Source organism: Azospirillum oleiclasticum, from assembly GCF_013423485.1.
In the GTDB taxonomy this organism is placed as follows: Bacteria; Pseudomonadota; Alphaproteobacteria; order Azospirillales; family Azospirillaceae; genus Azospirillum; species Azospirillum oleiclasticum.
On record NZ_JABFFR010000001.1, the window covers coordinates 308,928 to 325,422 of the forward strand.

The window sequence follows — 16,495 nt, forward strand, 5'->3', positions numbered from 1 at the left end:
CTGGCCTGGAGCCGGAGCCGTCCTCCGTCGCCACCCCGAAGCCGGAGCCGTCCTCCGTCGCCACCCCGAAGCCGGAGCCGTCCTCCGTCGGTGGCCTGAAGCCGCTGCCGCCCTCCGTCGGTGGCGCTGGAGCCGCTGCCGCCCTCCGTCACCAGCCTGAAGCCGGAGCCGTCCTCCGTCGGTGGCGCTGGAGCCGGAGCGCCCTCCGTCGCCAGCCTGGAGCCGTCCTCCGTCGCCACCCTGGAGCCGGAGCCGTCCTCCGGCGCTGGCCTGAAGCCGCTGCCGCCCTCCGTCACCAGCCTGAAGCCGGAGCCGTCCGCCGTCGGTGGCCTGAAGCCGCTCCAGTCCTCCGTCGGTGGCGCTGGAGCCGCTGCCGCCCTCCGTCGGTGGCGCTGGAGCCGCTGCCGCCCTCCGTCGCCACCCTGGAGCCGGAGCCGTCCTCCGGCGCTGGCCTGAAGCCGGAGCCGTCCTCCGTCGGTGGCCTGAAGCCGCTCCAGTCCTCCGTCGGTGGCGCTGGAGCTGCTGCCGCCCTCCGGCGCTGGCCTGAAGCCGCTGCCGCCCTCCGTCGCCACCCTGGAGCCGGAGCCGCCCTCCCGTCGCCACCCTGGAGCCGGAGCCGTCCTCCGTCGGTGGCGCTGGCGCCGCTGCCGCCCTCCGTCGCCAGCCTGGAGCCGGAGCGCCCTCCGGCGCTGGCCTGAAGCCGCTCCAGTCCTCCGTCGCCACCCTGAAGCCGGAGCCGTCCTCCGTCGGTGGCGCTGGAGCTGCTGCCGCCCTCCGGCGCTGGCCTGAAGCCGCTGCCGCCCTCCGTCACCAGCCTGAAGCCGCTCCAGTCCTCCGTCGCCACCCTGAAGCCGGAGCCGTCCTCCGTCGCCACCCTGAAGCCGGAGCCGTCCTACGTCACCAGCCTGGAGCCGGAGCGCCCTCCGGCGCTGGCCTGGAGCCGGAGCGCCCTCCGTCGCCAGCCTGGAGCCGTCCTCCGTCGGTGGCGCTGGAGCTGCTGCCGCCCTCCGTCGCCACCCTGAAGCCGGAGCCGTCCTCCGTCGCTGGCCTGGAGCCGTCCTCCGTCGGTGGCGCTGGAGCCGGAGCCGTCCTCCGTCACCAGCCTGGAGCCGCTGCCGTCCTCCGTCGCCACCCTGAAGCCGGAGCCGTCCTCCGTCGGGGGCCTGGAGCCGGAGCGCCCTCCGGCGCTGGCCTGGAGCCGGAGCGCCCTCCGTCACCAGCCTGAAGCCGGAGCCGTCCTCCGTCCTCCGTCGCCGGCCTGGAGCCGCCCTCCGTCGCCACCCTGAAGCCGGAGCCGTCCTCCGCCGGTGGCGCTGGAGCCGCTGCCGTCCTCCGTCACCAGCCTGGAGCCGGAGCGCCCTCCGTCGGTGGCCTGAAGCCGGAGCCGTCCTCCGTCGCCGGCCTGGAGCCGCCCTCCGGCGGTGGCCTGAAGCCGGAGCCGTCCTCCGTCCTCCGTCGCCGGCCTGGAGCCGCCCTCCGGCGGTGGCCTGAAGCCGGAGCCGTCCTCCGTCCTCCGTCGCCGGCCTGGAGCCGCCCTTCGCCGGTGGCGCTGGAGCCGGAGCCGTCCTTCGCCGGCGGTTTGAGCGGCGTGATTTTCCATAATCACAAGACGACATACCCGGATCGACGCCACGTCGGTGGGGCATGTGGACCATTTGCGGCAAACCGTACCGCTCGGTTCGGCTTTCCGTCCTCTCAGTGAAAGCTATAACGACTCGGGCGAGGCGACCGAGAAGCCGTTTCGCCTCTCGTTGAGAGTGAATACCGGGTCGGCGTTGGTCGCGCTGGACCGCACAAGCGCCGCGATCTACCTTGCGCCCCGGATTAGGCGCGTTCGAGTGGAGCGCGTAGGCTGGAACGCACATATTTCGCACATAATCGACCAAGGCGGGACACGTGGGCGACCCTAACCAGTTGAAATTGGCCCTGTTCGACTGTGACGGCACGCTGGTGGACAGCCAGCACAGCATCGTCGCCTGCATGACGGCCGCTTGGGAGGCGCACGGGCTGGGCGTGCCCGATCCGCTGGAGGTGCGGCGGATGGTCGGGTTGCCGCTGGTGGAGGGGGTGGCGCTGCTGCGCCCGGATCTCGACCGCGCCATGCAGATCCGGGTGGCCGAGAGCTACCGGGACGCCTTCGCCGCCATGCGGACGCAGGGGCTGTTGCAGGAGCCTCTGTACCGCGGCATCCGCGAGACGCTGGACGCGCTGGACGCGGCCGGCGTGCTGCTCGGCGTCGCCACCGGCAAGACCATGCGCGGCCTGCAGGGCGTGCTGGAGCGGCACGGGCTGACCGGGCGCTTCGTCACGCTCCAGACCGCCGACCGCGGACCGGGCAAGCCGGACCCGGCAATGGTGCACCGCGCGTTGGAGGAGGCTGGCGTCGATCGCCGCTCCACGGTGATGATCGGAGACACCACCTACGACATCCAGATGGCGCGCAACGCGCGGGTGGCGTCGGTGGGCGTCTCGTGGGGTTATCACGAGGTGCCGGAGCTGCTGGCGGCCGGGGCCGACCGCATCGTGCATCACGGCACGGATGTCGCCACCGCGGTGCTGGCGATTCTGGATGGGCATTGAGGATCGGGCGGGCGGACGATGAAGCGTGTCTACAAGACGGTGACCGTGCAGGTCGCCGATAACGATGGTTTCGAGGTGCGGCTGGACGGCCGCTCGCTGCGCAGCCCCGGCAAGAACGGCCTGTCGCTGCCGACGTGGGAGCTGGCCGCCGCCATCGCGGCGGAATGGGACGCCCAGGCGGTGGACGTGAACCCCAACACCATGCCGATGATGCAACTCGCCAGCACCGCGGTCGATCTGGTGGCGAAGAGCAGGGAGGCCTTTGTCGATGGCGTCGCCGCCTATGGCGGCACGGACCTGCTCTGCTACCGCGCCGACCACCCGCGCGAGCTGGCGGAGCGGCAGGCCGCGCAGTGGCAGCCTCTGCTGGATTGGGCGACCCTGCAGTACGACGCGGCGCTGTTGGTCCGCGTCGGGCTGATGCCGCACCCGCAGCCGGCCCACGCCACCCGCGCCCTGCGCCGCGCGGTGGAGCGGTATGACAACTGGATGCTCACGGCCCTGCAGTCGGCCACCGCCGCCAGCGGGTCGCTGGTGGTGGCGCTGGCGCTGATCGAGCGCAGGCTGGACGCGGCGGAGGCCTTCGAGGTCTCGCAACTGGACGAGACGTTCCAGATCGAGCAGTGGGGCGAGGACGCCGAGGCCACCAAACGCCGGGCGGCGTTGCGCGACGACATCCGCGCCGCCCGACGCTTCGCCGACCTGCTGCGGGCGGCATAGCCGGCCACCGGAGCCGGGCGATTGGCCGGCTGTGCCTCCTCCGCGACCGTCGGTATACTGTCCTTCCAACCAACGAATCGCCAACCGGGAGGAAGAATGACCCAGGCCGACAGCCCCGCTATGACCGCCGCGGAGATGGAGACGCTGATCCGCGAGGGGGTGCCGCTGGCCGGCGGATTCGGGGTGGCGGTGACCGAGCTGGGGGTGGGGAGGGCCACGCTGCGCCTGCCCTACAAGGCGGATTTCGTGCGGCCGGGCGGCACGGTGACCGGGCCGGCCATGTTCGCGCTGGCCGACGTGGCGCTCTACGCCGCCGTGCTGTCGGTCATCGGGCGGGTGGAACTGGCCGTCACCACCAGCATGACCATCAACTTCCTGACCAAGCCGCCGCCCCGCGACCTGCGGGCCGAGGGGCGGCTGCTGAAATGCGGCAAGCGGCTGGCCTATGGTGAGGTGCTGATCTTCTCCGACGGCTCCGACGAGCCGGTGGCGCACGCCACCGGCACCTATTCGATTCCGCAGCATGCCCCTGTCACCATCGCGGTATCCGGATACCATGAATCGGATGCGCCAGAAAAAATCCAATGAAATCAATGCGTATTCCTGTGCGGTATAATTTTACCGCTCATATAAGCAATTGATTTCAAAGGGCATTATTTCCGTTGACAGACCGTCCGGTGCACCGTACAAGAACCGCCGCTTCGGTGCCGCGGATTCGGCGGCCGGCCGATCCGTATTGACCTGAACGAGTATGGCGATGAAGACCTTCAATCTGAAGCCGACCGACATCGACAAGAAGTGGATTCTCGTCGATGCCGACGGTGTGGTGCTCGGCCGCCTTGCCGCCACGCTGGCGAACATCCTGCGCGGCAAGAACAAGCCGACCTTCACCCCGCACATGGATTGCGGCGATCATGTGATCGTCGTGAACGCGGAGAAGGTGAAGCTCACCGGCAACAAGCGCCGCGACGACAAGTTCTACTGGCACACCGGCTATCCCGGCGGCATCAAGGAGCGGTCGAAGGGCCAGATCCTCGACGGCCGCTTCCCGGAGCGGGTCATCATGAAGGCCGTGGAGCGCATGGTTCCGCGCGGTCCGCTCGGCCGCAAGCAGATGACCCACCTCAAGGTCTACAAGGGCCCGGCCCACCCGCACGAGGCGCAGCAGCCCTCCGTGCTGGACTTCGCCGCCCTGAACCCGAAGAACAAGCGGAGCGCCTAACCCATGGCCCAGGTCACCACCACCCTCACCAGCCTGAAGGACCTGCCGGGTGCGGCCACCGCCGGGACTGCTCCGGCGTCGGAGGCCGTGGCGCAGCCGAAGATCGGTGCCGACGGGCGCGCCTACGCCACCGGCAAGCGCAAGGACGCGGTCGCCCGCGTGTGGATCAAGCCGGGTTCCGGCAAGATCACCGTGAACGACCGCGCCATCGAGGTCTATTTTGCGCGCCCCGTGCTGCGCATGATGATCAACCAGCCCTTTGAGATCGCGGCGCGCGAGAACCAGTACGACGTGCTGGTCACCGTCAACGGCGGTGGCCTGTCCGGTCAGGCGGGTGCGGTCCGTCACGGCATCTCCAAGGCGCTGACCTACTTCGAGCCGACCCTGCGTCCGCCGCTGAAGGCCGCCGGGTTCCTGACCCGCGACGCCCGCGTCGTGGAGCGCAAGAAGTACGGCCGCGCCAAGGCGCGCCGCAGCTTCCAGTTCTCCAAGCGCTGACCCGCGGTCGACCCCGTATCGTTCTTCGAGTATGGAAGGGGCGTCCCGCAAGGGGCGCCCCTTTCGTTTGTGCACACCTCCGCTTGTCCGACACGCCTTTTTGGGGAAATCCGTCCATGGCCGACGTCACGACCAAGATCCGCACCGGCATCCTCGGCGCCTCCGGCTACACCGGCGCGGAACTGCTGCGCCTCCTGCTGCGCCACCCCGCGGTGGAGATCGGCGCGCTGACCGCCGAGCGTCAGGCCGGCAAGCCGATGGGCGAGGTCTTCCCCCATCTCGGCCGGCTGGGTCTGCCCGACCTCGTGAAGATCGAGGATGTGTCGTGGGACAAGCTCGACCTCGTCTTCTGCGCCCTGCCGCATGGCACCACGCAGGAGATCGTGGCCGGGTTGCCGCGCAATTTGCGGGTGGTGGACCTGTCCGCCGATTTCCGGCTGACCGAGCCGGAGGAGTACAAGACCTGGTACGGGCATGAGCACCGGGCGCAGGATCTCCAGAAGGAGGTCGCCTACGGTCTCACCGAACTGAACCGGCAGGGCGTGCGCAAGGCGCGCGTGGTCGCCAATCCCGGCTGCTACCCGACCTCCGCGCTGCTGCCGCTGATGCCGCTGCTGCTCGACAACCTGATCGAGCCGGGTGGGATCATCATCGACGCCAAGTCCGGTGTATCCGGCGCCGGCCGCGACGCCAAGCAGGCCAACCTCTTCACCGAGGTGTCGGAGGGCTTCAACGCCTATGGCGTCGGCCACCACCGCCACATGCCGGAGATCGAGCAGGAGCTGCGGCTGGCCGCCGGCCGCCCGGTCACCGTGTCCTTCACGCCGCATCTGGTGCCGATGAACCGCGGCATGCTGGCGACCATCTACGTGAAGATGGCCGACGGCGTGACCGCCGACGACCTGCGTGCCGCGCTGACCGCCCGCTACGAGGGCGAGGCGTTCGTCGGTGTCACCCCGGCCGGCGTGGTGCCGGCGACCCGGCACGTCCGCGGCTCCAACCACTGCCTGATCGGCGTGGTCCCCGACCGCACGCCGCGCGGGGCGATCCTGGTGTCGGTCATCGACAACCTCGTCAAGGGTGCCTCGGGCCAGGCGGTGCAGAACATGAACGTGATGCTGGGACTCGGCGAGACGACCGGGATCGACGGCGTGGCCATGTTCCCATGAGGATGTTCCCGTGAGGATGGTTCCATGACGGGTGTGATCCTGCCCTTCCAGGGCGTGCTGCCGACCATCGACCCGACGGCCTTCATCGCCCACACCGCGGCGGTCATCGGCGATGTGGTGATCGGGCCGGAGTCGAGCGTTTGGTATGGCTGCACGCTGCGCGGCGACGTGAACGAAATCCGCGTCGGCGCCCGCACCAACATCCAGGACGGCACCGTCGTCCATGTGTCGAAGCGGGGGCAGGGCACCTACATCGGCGACGACATCACCATCGGGCACATGGCGCTGATCCATGCCTGCACGCTCGAATCGGGCTGCTTCATCGGCATGAAGGCCTGCGTGATGGACGGTGCCGTTGTCGAGTCGGGGGCGATGGTGGCCGCTGGTGCCCTTGTCACCCCCGGCAAGCGGGTGAAGTCCGGTCAACTGTGGGCCGGATCGCCCGCCCGGGCCATCCGCGAGCTCACCGAAGAGGATCTGGCGCCCTTTTCGGTGCTGTCCGGCGGTTATGTGGAACTGGCGCAGGTCTACAGGAAAGCGTAAGCTCGACGACGACTCGCCGTGGTCCAACCGACCGTGGCTTTTCGGTCGCTCATGCCGCAAAAACGCAACGGCGACCACCGGAAAGGCGCCCGGAACATGGATTTTGCCAGCGTGTTTGGGAATAGTGTGAGGTATGGTGCTCGTTGATTGCGGCGCCAGCGCCGGAGTGCGACCTTCGCACGCACCGCCGCATTCGAGGGATCTCGGAGGGAGTCGTTACATGAATATGCACATTCGTTCTGCTTTGGCCGCCACCGCCGTTCTGGTCGCGGGCGGTCTCCTCACCGCCGTCCCGGCCGCCGCTCAGGAGAAGAGCTTCAACGGCTGGTGCAACCCGGTCATGACGTCCAAGGGCTGGGGCGACACGTCCGTCACCAGCGCCGGTGGCGTGCCGGTCATCCATGCCGGCTCCTACGCCTGCCAGACCGCGGCCGCCCCGGCGGCTCCGTCGGCGGCGCGCCCGCAGACCGAATACCTGGTCTTCTTCGACTGGGATCGGGCCAACATCACCCCGGCCGCCGAGCGCACCATCGGCGACGCGGTCACCGCCTGGGGCCGTGGCGCGACCACGAAGATCCACGTCGTCGGCCACACCGACACGTCGGGCTCGCCCGCCTACAACCAGCGTCTGTCCATGCGCCGCGCCGAGGCCGTGAAGCAGCGTCTGGTGGCCCTGGGCCTGCCGGCCGCCAACGTCACCACCGAGGGCAAGGGTGAGACCCAGCTCCTGGTGCAGACCGGCCCGAACGTGCGCGAGCCGTCCAACCGCCGTGCGCAGATCCTGAACCGCAGCGCCAGCGCTCCGTCGTCCTAAGACGACCCGCGGTCCGGACCAGGAAAAGGCCCGGAGCTTCGGCTCCGGGCCTTTTTTCTTTGGTGCGTGTCCGCATTGCGCCCCCCTCCCGACCTCCCCCCATCTTCGACGGGGGGAGGGGACAAAAAAGCCCTCCCCCGCCAAGCGGGGGAGGGTTTGGGTGGGAGCCGGGTGCGGAAAGCTTGCTCGATTACCCGATGCGCGTCTTCACATAAGCGCCCGGCGCCTCCTCGATCACCGGCAGGCCGCCCTTGGCCGGGTCGCGGGCTTCGACCTTGCCGCCGGCGAAGCCGCTCACCCATTTCTGCCACTCCGGCCACCAGGAGCCGGGGGTCTGCTGGGCGCCCTTCAGCCACTCGTCGGAGTTCTTGGGCAGCTTGGCGTTGGTCCAGTAACAGTATTTCTCGGCCGCCGGCGGGTTGACGACACCGGCGATGTGGCCGGAGGCGGCCAGCACGAACTTGTTCTTGCCGGAGAAGAGCTGGGTGCCAGCGTAGGTGGACTTCCACGGCGCGATGTGGTCCTCGCGGGTGGACAGGAAGAAGGTCGGCGTCTTGACCGCGCGCAGGTCGATCGGCACGCCGCCCAGCGTCACCCCGCCCGGCTGCGCCAGCAGGTTCCGCTGGTACATGTTGCGCAGGTAGAAGCTGTGCATCGCCGCCGGCATGCGGGTCGAATCGCTGTTCCAGTACAGCAGGTCGAAGGGGAAGGGGTCCTTGCCGAGCAGATAGTTGTTCACGACGAACGACCAGATCAGGTCGTTGGCCCGCAGCATGTTGAAGCTGGTGGCCATCTGCGAACCGTCGAGATAGCCCTTCTCGCCCATCATCTTCTCGATGTGGGTGAGCTGCTCCTCGTCGATGAAGACGGACAGCTCGCCGGCCTCGGTGAAGTCCAGCATGGTCGTGAAGAAGGTGGCGGACTTGATGCGGTCGTCGCCCTTGGTCGCCATGTAGGCCAGTGTGGAGCCCAGCAGCGTGCCACCCAGGCAGTAGCCGATGGCGTTCACCTCGCGCTCGCCGGTCTGCTTCTCGATGGCGTCCAGTGCCGCCAGCACGCCCTCGATCATGTAGTCTTCGAAGGACTTGGCGGCCAGCCGCTCGTCCGGGTTCACCCAGGACAGCATGAACAGCGTGTGGCCCTGGTCCACCGCCCACTTGATGAAGCTGTTCTTGGCGCGCAGGTCGAGGATGTAGAACTTGTTGATCCAGGGCGGCACGATCATCAGCGGCCGTTTCGCCACCTCGGCCGTGGTCGGCGTGTACTGGATGAGCTGGATCAGGTCGTTCTGGAAGACCACCGTGCCCGGCGTGACCGCGATGTTCTTGCCGACCTGGAAGGCGTCGTAATCGGTCATGGAGATGCGCAGCTCGCCCTTGCCGCGCTCCAGGTCCTTCAGCAGATGCTCGAGCCCCTTCACCAGGTTTTCGCCGCCCGTCTCGATGGTGGTGCGCAGCACCTCCGGGTTGGTCACGACGAAGTTGGACGGTGCCATCGCGTCCACGAACTGGCGGGTGTAGAAATCCACCTTCTTGGCGGTGTGGTCGTCCAACCCGTCGACACCCTGCACGGTGGACTGCATCCAGCGGGCGGTCAGCAGGTAGGACTGCTTGATGAAGTCGAACAGCGTGTTCTCGTCCCAGGCGCTGTCCTTGAAACGGCGGTCGTCCTTGGCCGGCGCGATCACCGGGTTCGGGTCCTGCCCCATAAGGCGCTGGGTGGTGTGCTGCCACAGGGTCATGTAATCCTGCCACAGCGTGATCTGCGCCTTCATCAGCTTGGCCGGGTCCGCCATCATGCGGGCCGTCATCTCCAGGAAGGCGTGCCCGACGCCCATTGGATCGAGCGACGACGGCACGCTCTTCCCGTCCGCCGCTTGGCGCGACAGGAAGTCGGTGACGAGCCGCTGGCTCTGCTCGGCGATGCGCGTCATGGCGCGCGACATTTCCACCGGATCGGGAAGCTTCACGTCGGGGGCCTGCGGTTCGGCCATGGGGCTGGTCCTTGTTGTGATTTGGACTTTAGTTGGGGCACCGGCGGAGGTTATACAGAGCCTGTGACGGATTTTCACGCGTTCGTGGCGCGACACAAAGGTGCCCAGGGCGCGTGGTAAACCTGTGATCTTAAGATTTCGCTTAACGGTCGCGGCATCAAGGGCACGGCCGCTATGCGGGCAAGGATGGTCATGGCACGCTGCATCGACGGGGCAGGGCAGGGGATGATCGGGCGGGCGTGGCGGTCGGCCGCGTTGGCCCTGGCCGTGGCACTGGCAGCCGGACCGCTCGCCGGCTGCAGCGACCGCATGCTCGACGCCGGCCCCATCGGTTATGTGACCGGTGATGGTCCACCCCCGGACGAGCCGGGCCTGATCCGCTCGATGACCGGTGAGAACCGGGAATACCCAAACCTCGGCACGGTGCCGCCGCGTCCCACCGACATCCGCTCCCTGACGGAGCGTCAAGCCGACATCGAGAGCCTGCGGCGGGTCCGCGAGCGCAACCGTGATGCCGCCCAGACCGTCCGCGAGGACCCGCGCCTGCCGGTCCAGCCGATGGCGGTGCCGCCGCCCGCGGTGATCACGCCGGGGCAGTCCGGGGGGTGATGGAGGACCGCTCCACGCGGTCGAGCCAAGCGCAGATGGCGTGTGGCAAAGCGGATTCCAGACCGGTCTGGAAATGCATGAGATGCATCCCGCTCCAGGCAAGCCCCCAGTTGGCTTCCAACATCACCGGCCCGGCCCGTGTCAGCAGCAGGTCGAACCCGATGACGGGTAGGCCGGGAAATGCGGCAGCTGCCGTCAACGCCATCTCCCAGGCTTCGGTCACATCCCCGATCCGCCGCCCCCGCAGCGCGGCACCGTTCCAAGGAACGGTGCCGCCGCGTGAAAACCCCGGAACGAAGAGCATGCCGTCGAGAAGCCGGTCCCCCGCCGGCTCGAACGGGACCATCAGGGCTCCCCGCTGGGCGGTCAGCGCGAACCGTCCCGGGGGCTGGACGCGGAGATTCGTCGAGAAGACGCGCGCCGCTCCGTCCGCCCCGCGGACCACATTGACCCGCAGACCCAGCGGCGCATGCGGGCTGAGATCCGCGTGCTCGTCGTGCGGCGGCAGGAACGGCTGAACCAGGAGATCCCACCGCCGCGCCGCGCCGGCCAGCCGCCGTGAGACCGTCGCCCCCGGCTGGGCGGGCGCGCCGTCGACGCTGAATTGCCCAGCCCCGGCCGGCCGGATCAACAGGGTTCCGAACCCACCCATCCCGTCGCGCGGCTTCACGAAGAGCGGATCCCCGCTGGCCCATGGGGCGTGACGGAGGTCGGGCGTGGACCCGGCGGCGATGATCGCCAATGTCCGCGGGGTGGCGATGCCGAGTGCGCCCAGTCTCTGCGCCGTGGCGGCCTTGTCGTTGGCCACGGCCCGATCCGACGGATCGGCCAGCACGGACCAGATCCGCACCGATTGCCGGTCATCGAGGCAGGAGTCGGCCAACCGCCGATGGTCGCCCGCGGCCTTGCGATGCAGGAGCGTCGTCGCCGGATCCTTGCCGCGCGTCCAGCCGACGAGTGTCAGATCGACCAGAGTTCCGGCCGCATCGGCGGGTTCCCGCCGCACCACTGTCCAAGCCCTGATCGGGCAGGCGACGAGCCACGCCGCGCGTGCCGTGATCGTTGCGACGGGCCGGATCCACCAGGGAAGCCGGCGCCATGTCGTCCCCGCGACCCGACGGTGGACCCGGGCCATCTCCGTGGGACCGCCGCCACACAGGAGCCCGCATCCGTCGATGGGGAGGCCCCGCCAGAACGTCGCGGCGAACCGGCGTGCGCGCTTCGCGAGCTGTAACATGTCCGTACCCTACGGACCCGGCGCCTTGACCGCCGCCGCCACGAAGCTTGCCCGCTCCATCCAAGCCTTCCATTCCGTCAGCGTGACGAACCGGTACCCCAGCGCCCCTCCGCGGGCCAGGATGTTGGGCAGGGCCTCCACCGTGTTGTGGTGGTTGCTGTGCAGCAGAACGACGGCGCCGGGTGTCAGGCCGGCCATGACGCGCTCCTCCACCGTCGCCGCGGGGATGTTGCGGTAATCCTTGGAATCCACGGTCCACAGCATGGTCTCCAGCCCCTGAGCGCGGGCGATGGCGACGGTGTCGCTGTCCAGCGAGCCGAAGGGCGGACGGAACCAGCGCGGCTGCGCCCCGCCCAGCACCAGCGCGGCGTTGGCCTGCGCGATGGTGGCGGCCTGTTCGACGGCGGTGTGTTGGGACAGGCGGATGTGATCGTTCGTGTGGTTGCCCACCTCGTGACCGTCGGCGACCATGGCCCGCACCAGATCGGGATGGTGTGCGGCGTTGCGGCCGATCAGGAAGAAGGTGGCAGCGGCCTTGTGCTGGCGCAGGATCTCCAGGATCGCCGGGTCGTTTGTGCCGTGCGGCCCGTCGTCGAAGGTCAGCGCCACAATCGGGGCCGCCAGATGCTGGGGTGCCAGCGTGATCGCGGCCCCCGGATAGAGATGCGCGGTGACGAAGCCGGCCCGCCCGTGGGAGGCGACCCAGCCCACCTCCTCCGCGCGCAGCGGCCAGGCTGCCAGCAGCAGGGCGGCGGCGACGAAAAGGCGTGTCATGCGTCGCGTCCCATGAAATGCAGCGGGCCGCGCGTCTCCTCCTCGGTGAATCCGTTGCGCCGGTAGAAGCCGGCATTCCGCGCGCCGGCACCGGTCACGATGTGCAGTCCGGTACCGCAGTGTCGGGCGAAGGCCTCGATCAGCCGCGCCCCGATGCCGGCGTCGCGGCGGTCGGGACGGACGTTGACGTGCAGGTGGGCTGGAAAGCGGGCGAACCGGTCGGCGAAGACCCCATAGCCCAGGATCGTGTCGAACAGGGCCGCCGCACCCGCGCTGTCCCGGCAGCCGGTCAGATAGCCGGCGATGCGGCCGTCGGGATCGACCCAGAGCAGCACGTCCCCCGGCGCTTCCCGCACGTACCAGCCGGTCCAGGTGTCCAGGAACGCGGCCCGTTCGGCGTCGTCGGCGAAGCGTTGGCGCAGCGCCGAGGCGAAGAAGATCGCCGCCAGCGCATCGAGCGCCGCAGGGCGGTCCGGCATGTCGGTCAGGCGGAGGATCACCGGCGCTGCGCCGTCTGCACCGTGGTGGCGCGCGGCACCAACAGCGTGTAGCGGCCGCGCGCCTTCATGGTGCCGGCTCCGGCCTCCGCTTCGGTTCCGCTGCCCCAGAAGAGGTCGCCGCGCACCGCGCCCTTGATCGCCCCGCCGGTGTCCTGCGCCAGGACGAGGCGGCGGATGGCGCCGCCGGGCACCGGGGCCTCCTTCAACTCCAACCACAGGGGCGGGCCGATGGGAACGAAATCGGGATCGACGGCCAGGCTGCGGCCGGCCGTCAGCTCCATCCCGCGGGCGCCGCGCGGCTCACCCTCGGTTCGGACCTTGAAGAAGACGTAGCTGGGGTTGAGGTTGGTGACGCGCCGTGCCTCGCCAGGGTGGGCGTGCAGCCACTGGCGGATGAACTGCAGCGACATCTCCTCCCGCGTGGCGTAGCCCTCGTCGATCAGGTGGCGGCCGATGGGGAAGTAGCTGTGTCCGTTCTGCCCGGCGTAGCTCAGCCCGATGACGCTGCCATCCGCCATCAGGACCCGGCCGGACCCCTGGATTTCAAGGAAGAAGGCGTCGATCGCGTCGTCCACCCACAGAAGCTCCAGCCCGCGCCCGGCGAGAGCCCCGGCGGCGATGCGCGCGCGGCTGGGCAGACCGTTCTTGCCACGCGGTGGCATGCGGTAGATGGGCACGTTGTAGCGTTCGGTGCGCGTCCAGCTTCCGCGCAGCATCGGCTCGTAATAGCCGGTGAACAGCCCGTCCTCCGCCGCGGTCAGGGCGACCGGGCGGAAATGCGTCTCGAAGAAGACGCGGGCTGTCTCCGGGTCGCCGGATGGCAGGGCGCGGGCGGCGGTGCAGACTGGCTTCCAGTCGCCGACGATACCGGCGGCCGGGTGGTCGCCCATCGGCTTTTCGGCGGGCTGGCGGTCCACCCACCAGCAGGTGCGGTGCAGCGCGGGCACCGCCTGCGAATGGTCGTCGTCGACCCAGCCGGCGAGGCTGCGGAAATCGGGTGCGACCTGGTCCAGTGAGGGCCGGTGCGCCGGATCGCGCATACCGCTGACGGTGGGCTGACCGGCGCAGGCGCCGAGCACAAGGGTTGCACAAAGACCGAGCGCACGCATCACGCCACCGCCGACGCACGCCGCCATCGCCTGCCTCGCCATACCGTCCCCGAGGATTCGCCAAGACGCGGAGTCGCCCTGCATCGGCGCCACTTGGGCGCGAGCGGACGTTCCGGCCGGCATCATGCTGTCTCCGAACGGGGTGCGTCAACGCGTCATCGATCGAAATGGGTAATCCGGCCGCGTTGTCACGGCCGCGCGCAGGGGGAGATCGGCGCCGCAGGGTACAGCCCATCGGCACAGAGCAGCCCCGCGTCCGCAAGTCGGCCGGTGACAAGGTGGAGCGAAACGGGTTATCGACAAATTCCACGCACCTCCGGCCCGATTTCGCGGCTGCATTCCCGAGGATCCCGGATGACTCCCGCAGCCCGCCTGCAGGCGGTGATCGACCTGCTGACCGAAATCGAGGCCACCCCGCGTCCGGCCGACGCGGTGATGAGCGCCTATTTCCGCTCCCGTCGCTACATCGGCTCCAAGGACCGCAACGCGGTGGCGGAGACGGCCTACGCCATCCTGCGCCGGCACGCCCGGCTGTCCTGGTGGTTGGAACGGGAAGGGCACAATGCCGACCCGCGGGCCCGCGTCATCGCCAACGCCATCGTCGGCGATGGGCGCCGCGCCGCCGAGGTGGGCCAGCTCTTCAGCGGCGGCAAATTCGCGCCGGAGCCGTGGGACGAGGCGGAGGCGAAGCTGGCCCGGGCGCTCGACACCCACACCCTGGAACACCCGGCGATGTCCGATACGGTGCGCGGGGAGTGTCCGGACTGGGCGGAGGCGCCGCTGCGCGCCGCTCTGGGCGACCGGTTCGCGGTGGAGATGCAGGCGCTGCTGGAACCGGCGCCGCTCGACCTGCGCATCAATCCGCTGAAGACCGACCGGGAGGCCGCCGTCCGCGCGCTCGCCACCGCCCAGATCCAGGCGGAGCCGACCCGCCTGTCGCCGCTGGGGCTGCGTGTGAAGGGCCGCCCGCCGCTGGCGGCGGTGGACGCCTTCAAGAAGGGGCTGGTGGAGATCCAGGACGAGGGCTCGCAGCTGGTGGCGCTGGCGGTGGCGCCGAAGCCGGGCATGCAGGTGGTGGATTTCTGCGCCGGGGCCGGCGGCAAGACCCTGGCCATCGCGGCGCTGATGAACAACAAGGGACGCGTCGTCGCCTGCGATGTGTTGGAGGGACGCCTGAAGCGGGCGGCAGAGCGTTTCCGCCGCGCCGGCCTCCACAACATCGAGCCGCACCCGCTGACCAGCGAGCGCGACCCATGGGTGAAGCGGCACAAGCGCAAGTTCGACCGCGTGCTGGTGGACGCCCCGTGCAGCGGCACCGGCACCTGGCGCCGGAACCCCGACAGCCGCTGGCGCCCGCTCGGCCCGGGTCTGTCGGAACTGGTGCCGCTCCAGGCCAACATCCTCGACAGCGCGGCGCGGCTGGTGCGGCCTGGCGGGCGGCTGATCTACGCCACCTGCTCCCTGCTGCCGGAGGAGAACGAGCGCCAGATCGAAGGCTTCGTCGCCACTCATCCGGAGTTCACGGTGATGCCAGCCTCGACGGTGTGGGACGAGGCCGGCTGGGGCCGCGCCCCGGTGGAAGGTCCCTACCTGCGCCTGACCCCCGGCCGCCACAACACCGACGGCTTCTTCGCCGCCGTGCTGGAACGCAGGGCGGAGGAGGCTCCCGCATCGGCCGTGGTGGTGGAGGAAGCAGCCGCGGACTGAGCCGGCCCGTCGCCATCACTCCCGCCGACCGGCAGGACGCCCGGCGGCAGGGTCGCACGGACGGCGTCGGCCAGCCGTATCAGCCGGTCCACCTGCGGGCTGTCGGCGCGGTGGAGCAGCGCCACGCGGCGTGTCGGCCCCGGGTGGCGGAAGGGCCGCACGGCGATGCCGGACAGCGGCAGCCCGTGCAGCGCGGTGGCGGGGAACAGGCTCCAGCCGACCCCGGCGGCGACCATGGCGCGGATCGTTTCCAGGCTGGTCGCCCGCTGGTCCTCGTCGGGCTCGATGCCGCGGAGCCAGCGGCGGCAGGCATCCATCGCCTGCGCGCGCAGCCCGTGGCCCTTGGGCAGCATCAGCAGCGGTTCCGGCGGAAGGCTGCCGGCATCCAGCGCCGCGGATGCGGCCAGCGGGTGCGCCTCGGGCAGGATCACCAGGAACGGCTCGTCGAACAGCGGCACGACCGCACAGCCCTCCGCCTCCACCGGCAGCCCCAGCAGGCAGGCATCGAGATCCGCGCCGGCGAGCTGTTCGAGCAGGGCGGGGCGCGAATCCTCGCGCAGTGCCAATGTCATGTCGGGCCAGCAGCGCCGCGCCACGGGCACCAGCCAGCTCAGAAGTGCGGCGGTCAGTGTCGCCGTCGTCCCCAGCCGCAGGGATCCGTCCGCCCGCTCCGCCGCACGGTCGGCGAGACGGCGGAAGGAATCGGCTTCCTTCAGGACGCGCCGCGCCTGGTCGATCAGGGGTTCGCCGGCCGGCGTCGGACGGACCTGCCGGTGTGTGCGCCGGAACAGGTCGACGCCCAGGCAACGCTCGAGCTTGGCGATCTGCATGCTGAGCGTCGGCTGCGTCACGGCGCAGGCGTCGGCGGCCTGGCCGAAATGCCCATGGTCCGCAACGGCGACCAGATAGCGCAGATCGGTCAGGGTGATGGTGGACCGGCGATAGAGCGCGTCGATGGTCATGATCGAACCAATCGATTTCCAGGACATGGTGTCCGTGCGTTAGCTTAGAACAGTTCCA

At 69.7% G+C, this 16,495-nt stretch carries 17 protein-coding genes and 1 pseudogene; 12 read left to right on the forward strand and 6 right to left on the reverse strand.

Going from position 1 to position 16,495, the window contains the following annotated elements; translation table 11 throughout:
• The first annotated feature begins 120 nt into the window (after positions 1–120).
• The 10 genes from HL658_RS01410 to HL658_RS01455 all read left to right on the forward strand — a co-directional run bounded on the left by HL658_RS01410 (position 121) and on the right by HL658_RS01455 (position 7,546).
• Positions 121–456: a hypothetical protein gene (locus HL658_RS01410; RefSeq protein ID WP_180287617.1), complete on the forward strand. Its 336-nt coding sequence runs from the start codon at positions 121–123 to the stop codon at positions 454–456.
• Between the two features lie 293 nt (positions 457–749).
• Entirely contained in the window at positions 750–1,022 is a 273-nt protein-coding gene (locus HL658_RS01415) for a hypothetical protein (RefSeq protein ID WP_180287618.1), read from the forward strand.
• A gap of 874 nt (positions 1,023–1,896) precedes the next feature.
• The gene (locus HL658_RS01420) at positions 1,897–2,580 is read left to right on the forward strand and encodes an HAD-IA family hydrolase (protein WP_343054979.1); all 684 of its coding nucleotides are present in this window, start codon (positions 1,897–1,899) and stop codon (positions 2,578–2,580) included.
• 18 nt (positions 2,581–2,598) lie between these two features.
• A complete protein-coding gene (locus HL658_RS01425; protein ID WP_180280105.1) occupies positions 2,599–3,300 on the forward strand; it encodes an ATP12 family chaperone protein in 702 nt (233 codons plus the stop codon).
• Positions 3,301–3,396: 96 nt separating this feature from the next.
• Complete coding sequence (locus HL658_RS01430) at positions 3,397–3,888, forward strand: PaaI family thioesterase (protein ID WP_246337230.1); 492 nt, start codon at positions 3,397–3,399, stop codon at positions 3,886–3,888.
• A gap of 169 nt (positions 3,889–4,057) precedes the next feature.
• Positions 4,058–4,522: a 50S ribosomal protein L13 gene (rplM, locus tag HL658_RS01435; protein ID WP_180280106.1), complete on the forward strand. Its 465-nt coding sequence runs from the start codon at positions 4,058–4,060 to the stop codon at positions 4,520–4,522.
• Positions 4,523–4,525: 3 nt separating this feature from the next.
• Positions 4,526–5,020, forward strand: coding sequence for a 30S ribosomal protein S9 (gene rpsI, locus HL658_RS01440; RefSeq protein WP_180280107.1), 495 nt, complete (start codon positions 4,526–4,528; stop codon positions 5,018–5,020).
• Positions 5,021–5,136: 116 nt separating this feature from the next.
• The gene (argC, locus tag HL658_RS01445) at positions 5,137–6,189 is read left to right on the forward strand and encodes an N-acetyl-gamma-glutamyl-phosphate reductase (RefSeq protein ID WP_180280108.1); all 1,053 of its coding nucleotides are present in this window, start codon (positions 5,137–5,139) and stop codon (positions 6,187–6,189) included.
• Between the two features lie 24 nt (positions 6,190–6,213).
• A complete protein-coding gene (locus HL658_RS01450; RefSeq protein WP_180280109.1) occupies positions 6,214–6,732 on the forward strand; it encodes a gamma carbonic anhydrase family protein in 519 nt (172 codons plus the stop codon).
• 220 nt (positions 6,733–6,952) lie between these two features.
• The gene (locus HL658_RS01455; protein ID WP_180280110.1) at positions 6,953–7,546 is read left to right on the forward strand and encodes an OmpA family protein; all 594 of its coding nucleotides are present in this window, start codon (positions 6,953–6,955) and stop codon (positions 7,544–7,546) included.
• Positions 7,547–7,736: 190 nt separating this feature from the next.
• Here the strand turns inward: HL658_RS01455 and HL658_RS01460 are convergent, their stop codons facing one another.
• Positions 7,737–9,539, reverse strand: coding sequence for a PHA/PHB synthase family protein (locus HL658_RS01460; protein ID WP_180280111.1), 1,803 nt, complete (start codon positions 9,537–9,539; stop codon positions 7,737–7,739).
• Between the two features lie 192 nt (positions 9,540–9,731).
• Here HL658_RS01460 and HL658_RS01465 point away from each other — a divergent pair, with 192 nt between their 5' ends.
• A complete protein-coding gene (locus tag HL658_RS01465) occupies positions 9,732–10,148 on the forward strand; it encodes a hypothetical protein (RefSeq protein ID WP_180280112.1) in 417 nt (138 codons plus the stop codon).
• Here HL658_RS01465 and HL658_RS01470 read toward each other — a convergent pair.
• Genes HL658_RS01470 through mltA form a run of 4 tightly spaced genes read right to left on the reverse strand, consistent with a single transcriptional unit; the run spans position 10,123 to position 13,795 of the window.
• A complete protein-coding gene (locus tag HL658_RS01470) occupies positions 10,123–11,385 on the reverse strand; it encodes a sugar-transfer associated ATP-grasp domain-containing protein (RefSeq protein ID WP_180280113.1) in 1,263 nt (420 codons plus the stop codon). The genes HL658_RS01465 and HL658_RS01470 overlap by 26 nt on opposite strands.
• A 9-nt stretch (positions 11,386–11,394) precedes the next feature.
• Positions 11,395–12,159 (reverse strand): polysaccharide deacetylase family protein, encoded by a 765-nt coding sequence (locus tag HL658_RS01475; protein WP_180280114.1) that lies wholly within the window; start codon positions 12,157–12,159, stop codon positions 11,395–11,397.
• Complete coding sequence (locus HL658_RS01480) at positions 12,156–12,659, reverse strand: GNAT family N-acetyltransferase (RefSeq protein WP_180280115.1); 504 nt, start codon at positions 12,657–12,659, stop codon at positions 12,156–12,158. Before HL658_RS01480 ends, HL658_RS01475 begins: the two co-directional genes overlap by 4 nt.
• The gene (gene mltA / locus HL658_RS01485; RefSeq protein ID WP_180280116.1) at positions 12,656–13,795 is read right to left on the reverse strand and encodes a murein transglycosylase A; all 1,140 of its coding nucleotides are present in this window, start codon (positions 13,793–13,795) and stop codon (positions 12,656–12,658) included. The genes HL658_RS01480 and mltA overlap by 4 nt, the downstream gene beginning before the upstream one ends.
• 327 nt (positions 13,796–14,122) lie before the next feature.
• Between mltA and HL658_RS36815 the strand changes: the two genes are divergently transcribed.
• A complete protein-coding gene (locus HL658_RS36815) occupies positions 14,123–15,475 on the forward strand; it encodes an RsmB/NOP family class I SAM-dependent RNA methyltransferase (protein ID WP_246337231.1) in 1,353 nt (450 codons plus the stop codon).
• Between the two features lie 65 nt (positions 15,476–15,540).
• On the opposite strand, the pseudogene HL658_RS01490 reads toward HL658_RS36815, so the two are convergent.
• Positions 15,541–16,464 (reverse strand): annotated as a pseudogene (locus HL658_RS01490) (LysR substrate-binding domain-containing protein); the annotation flags it as partial.
• Positions 16,465–16,495: the final 31 nt, after the last annotated feature.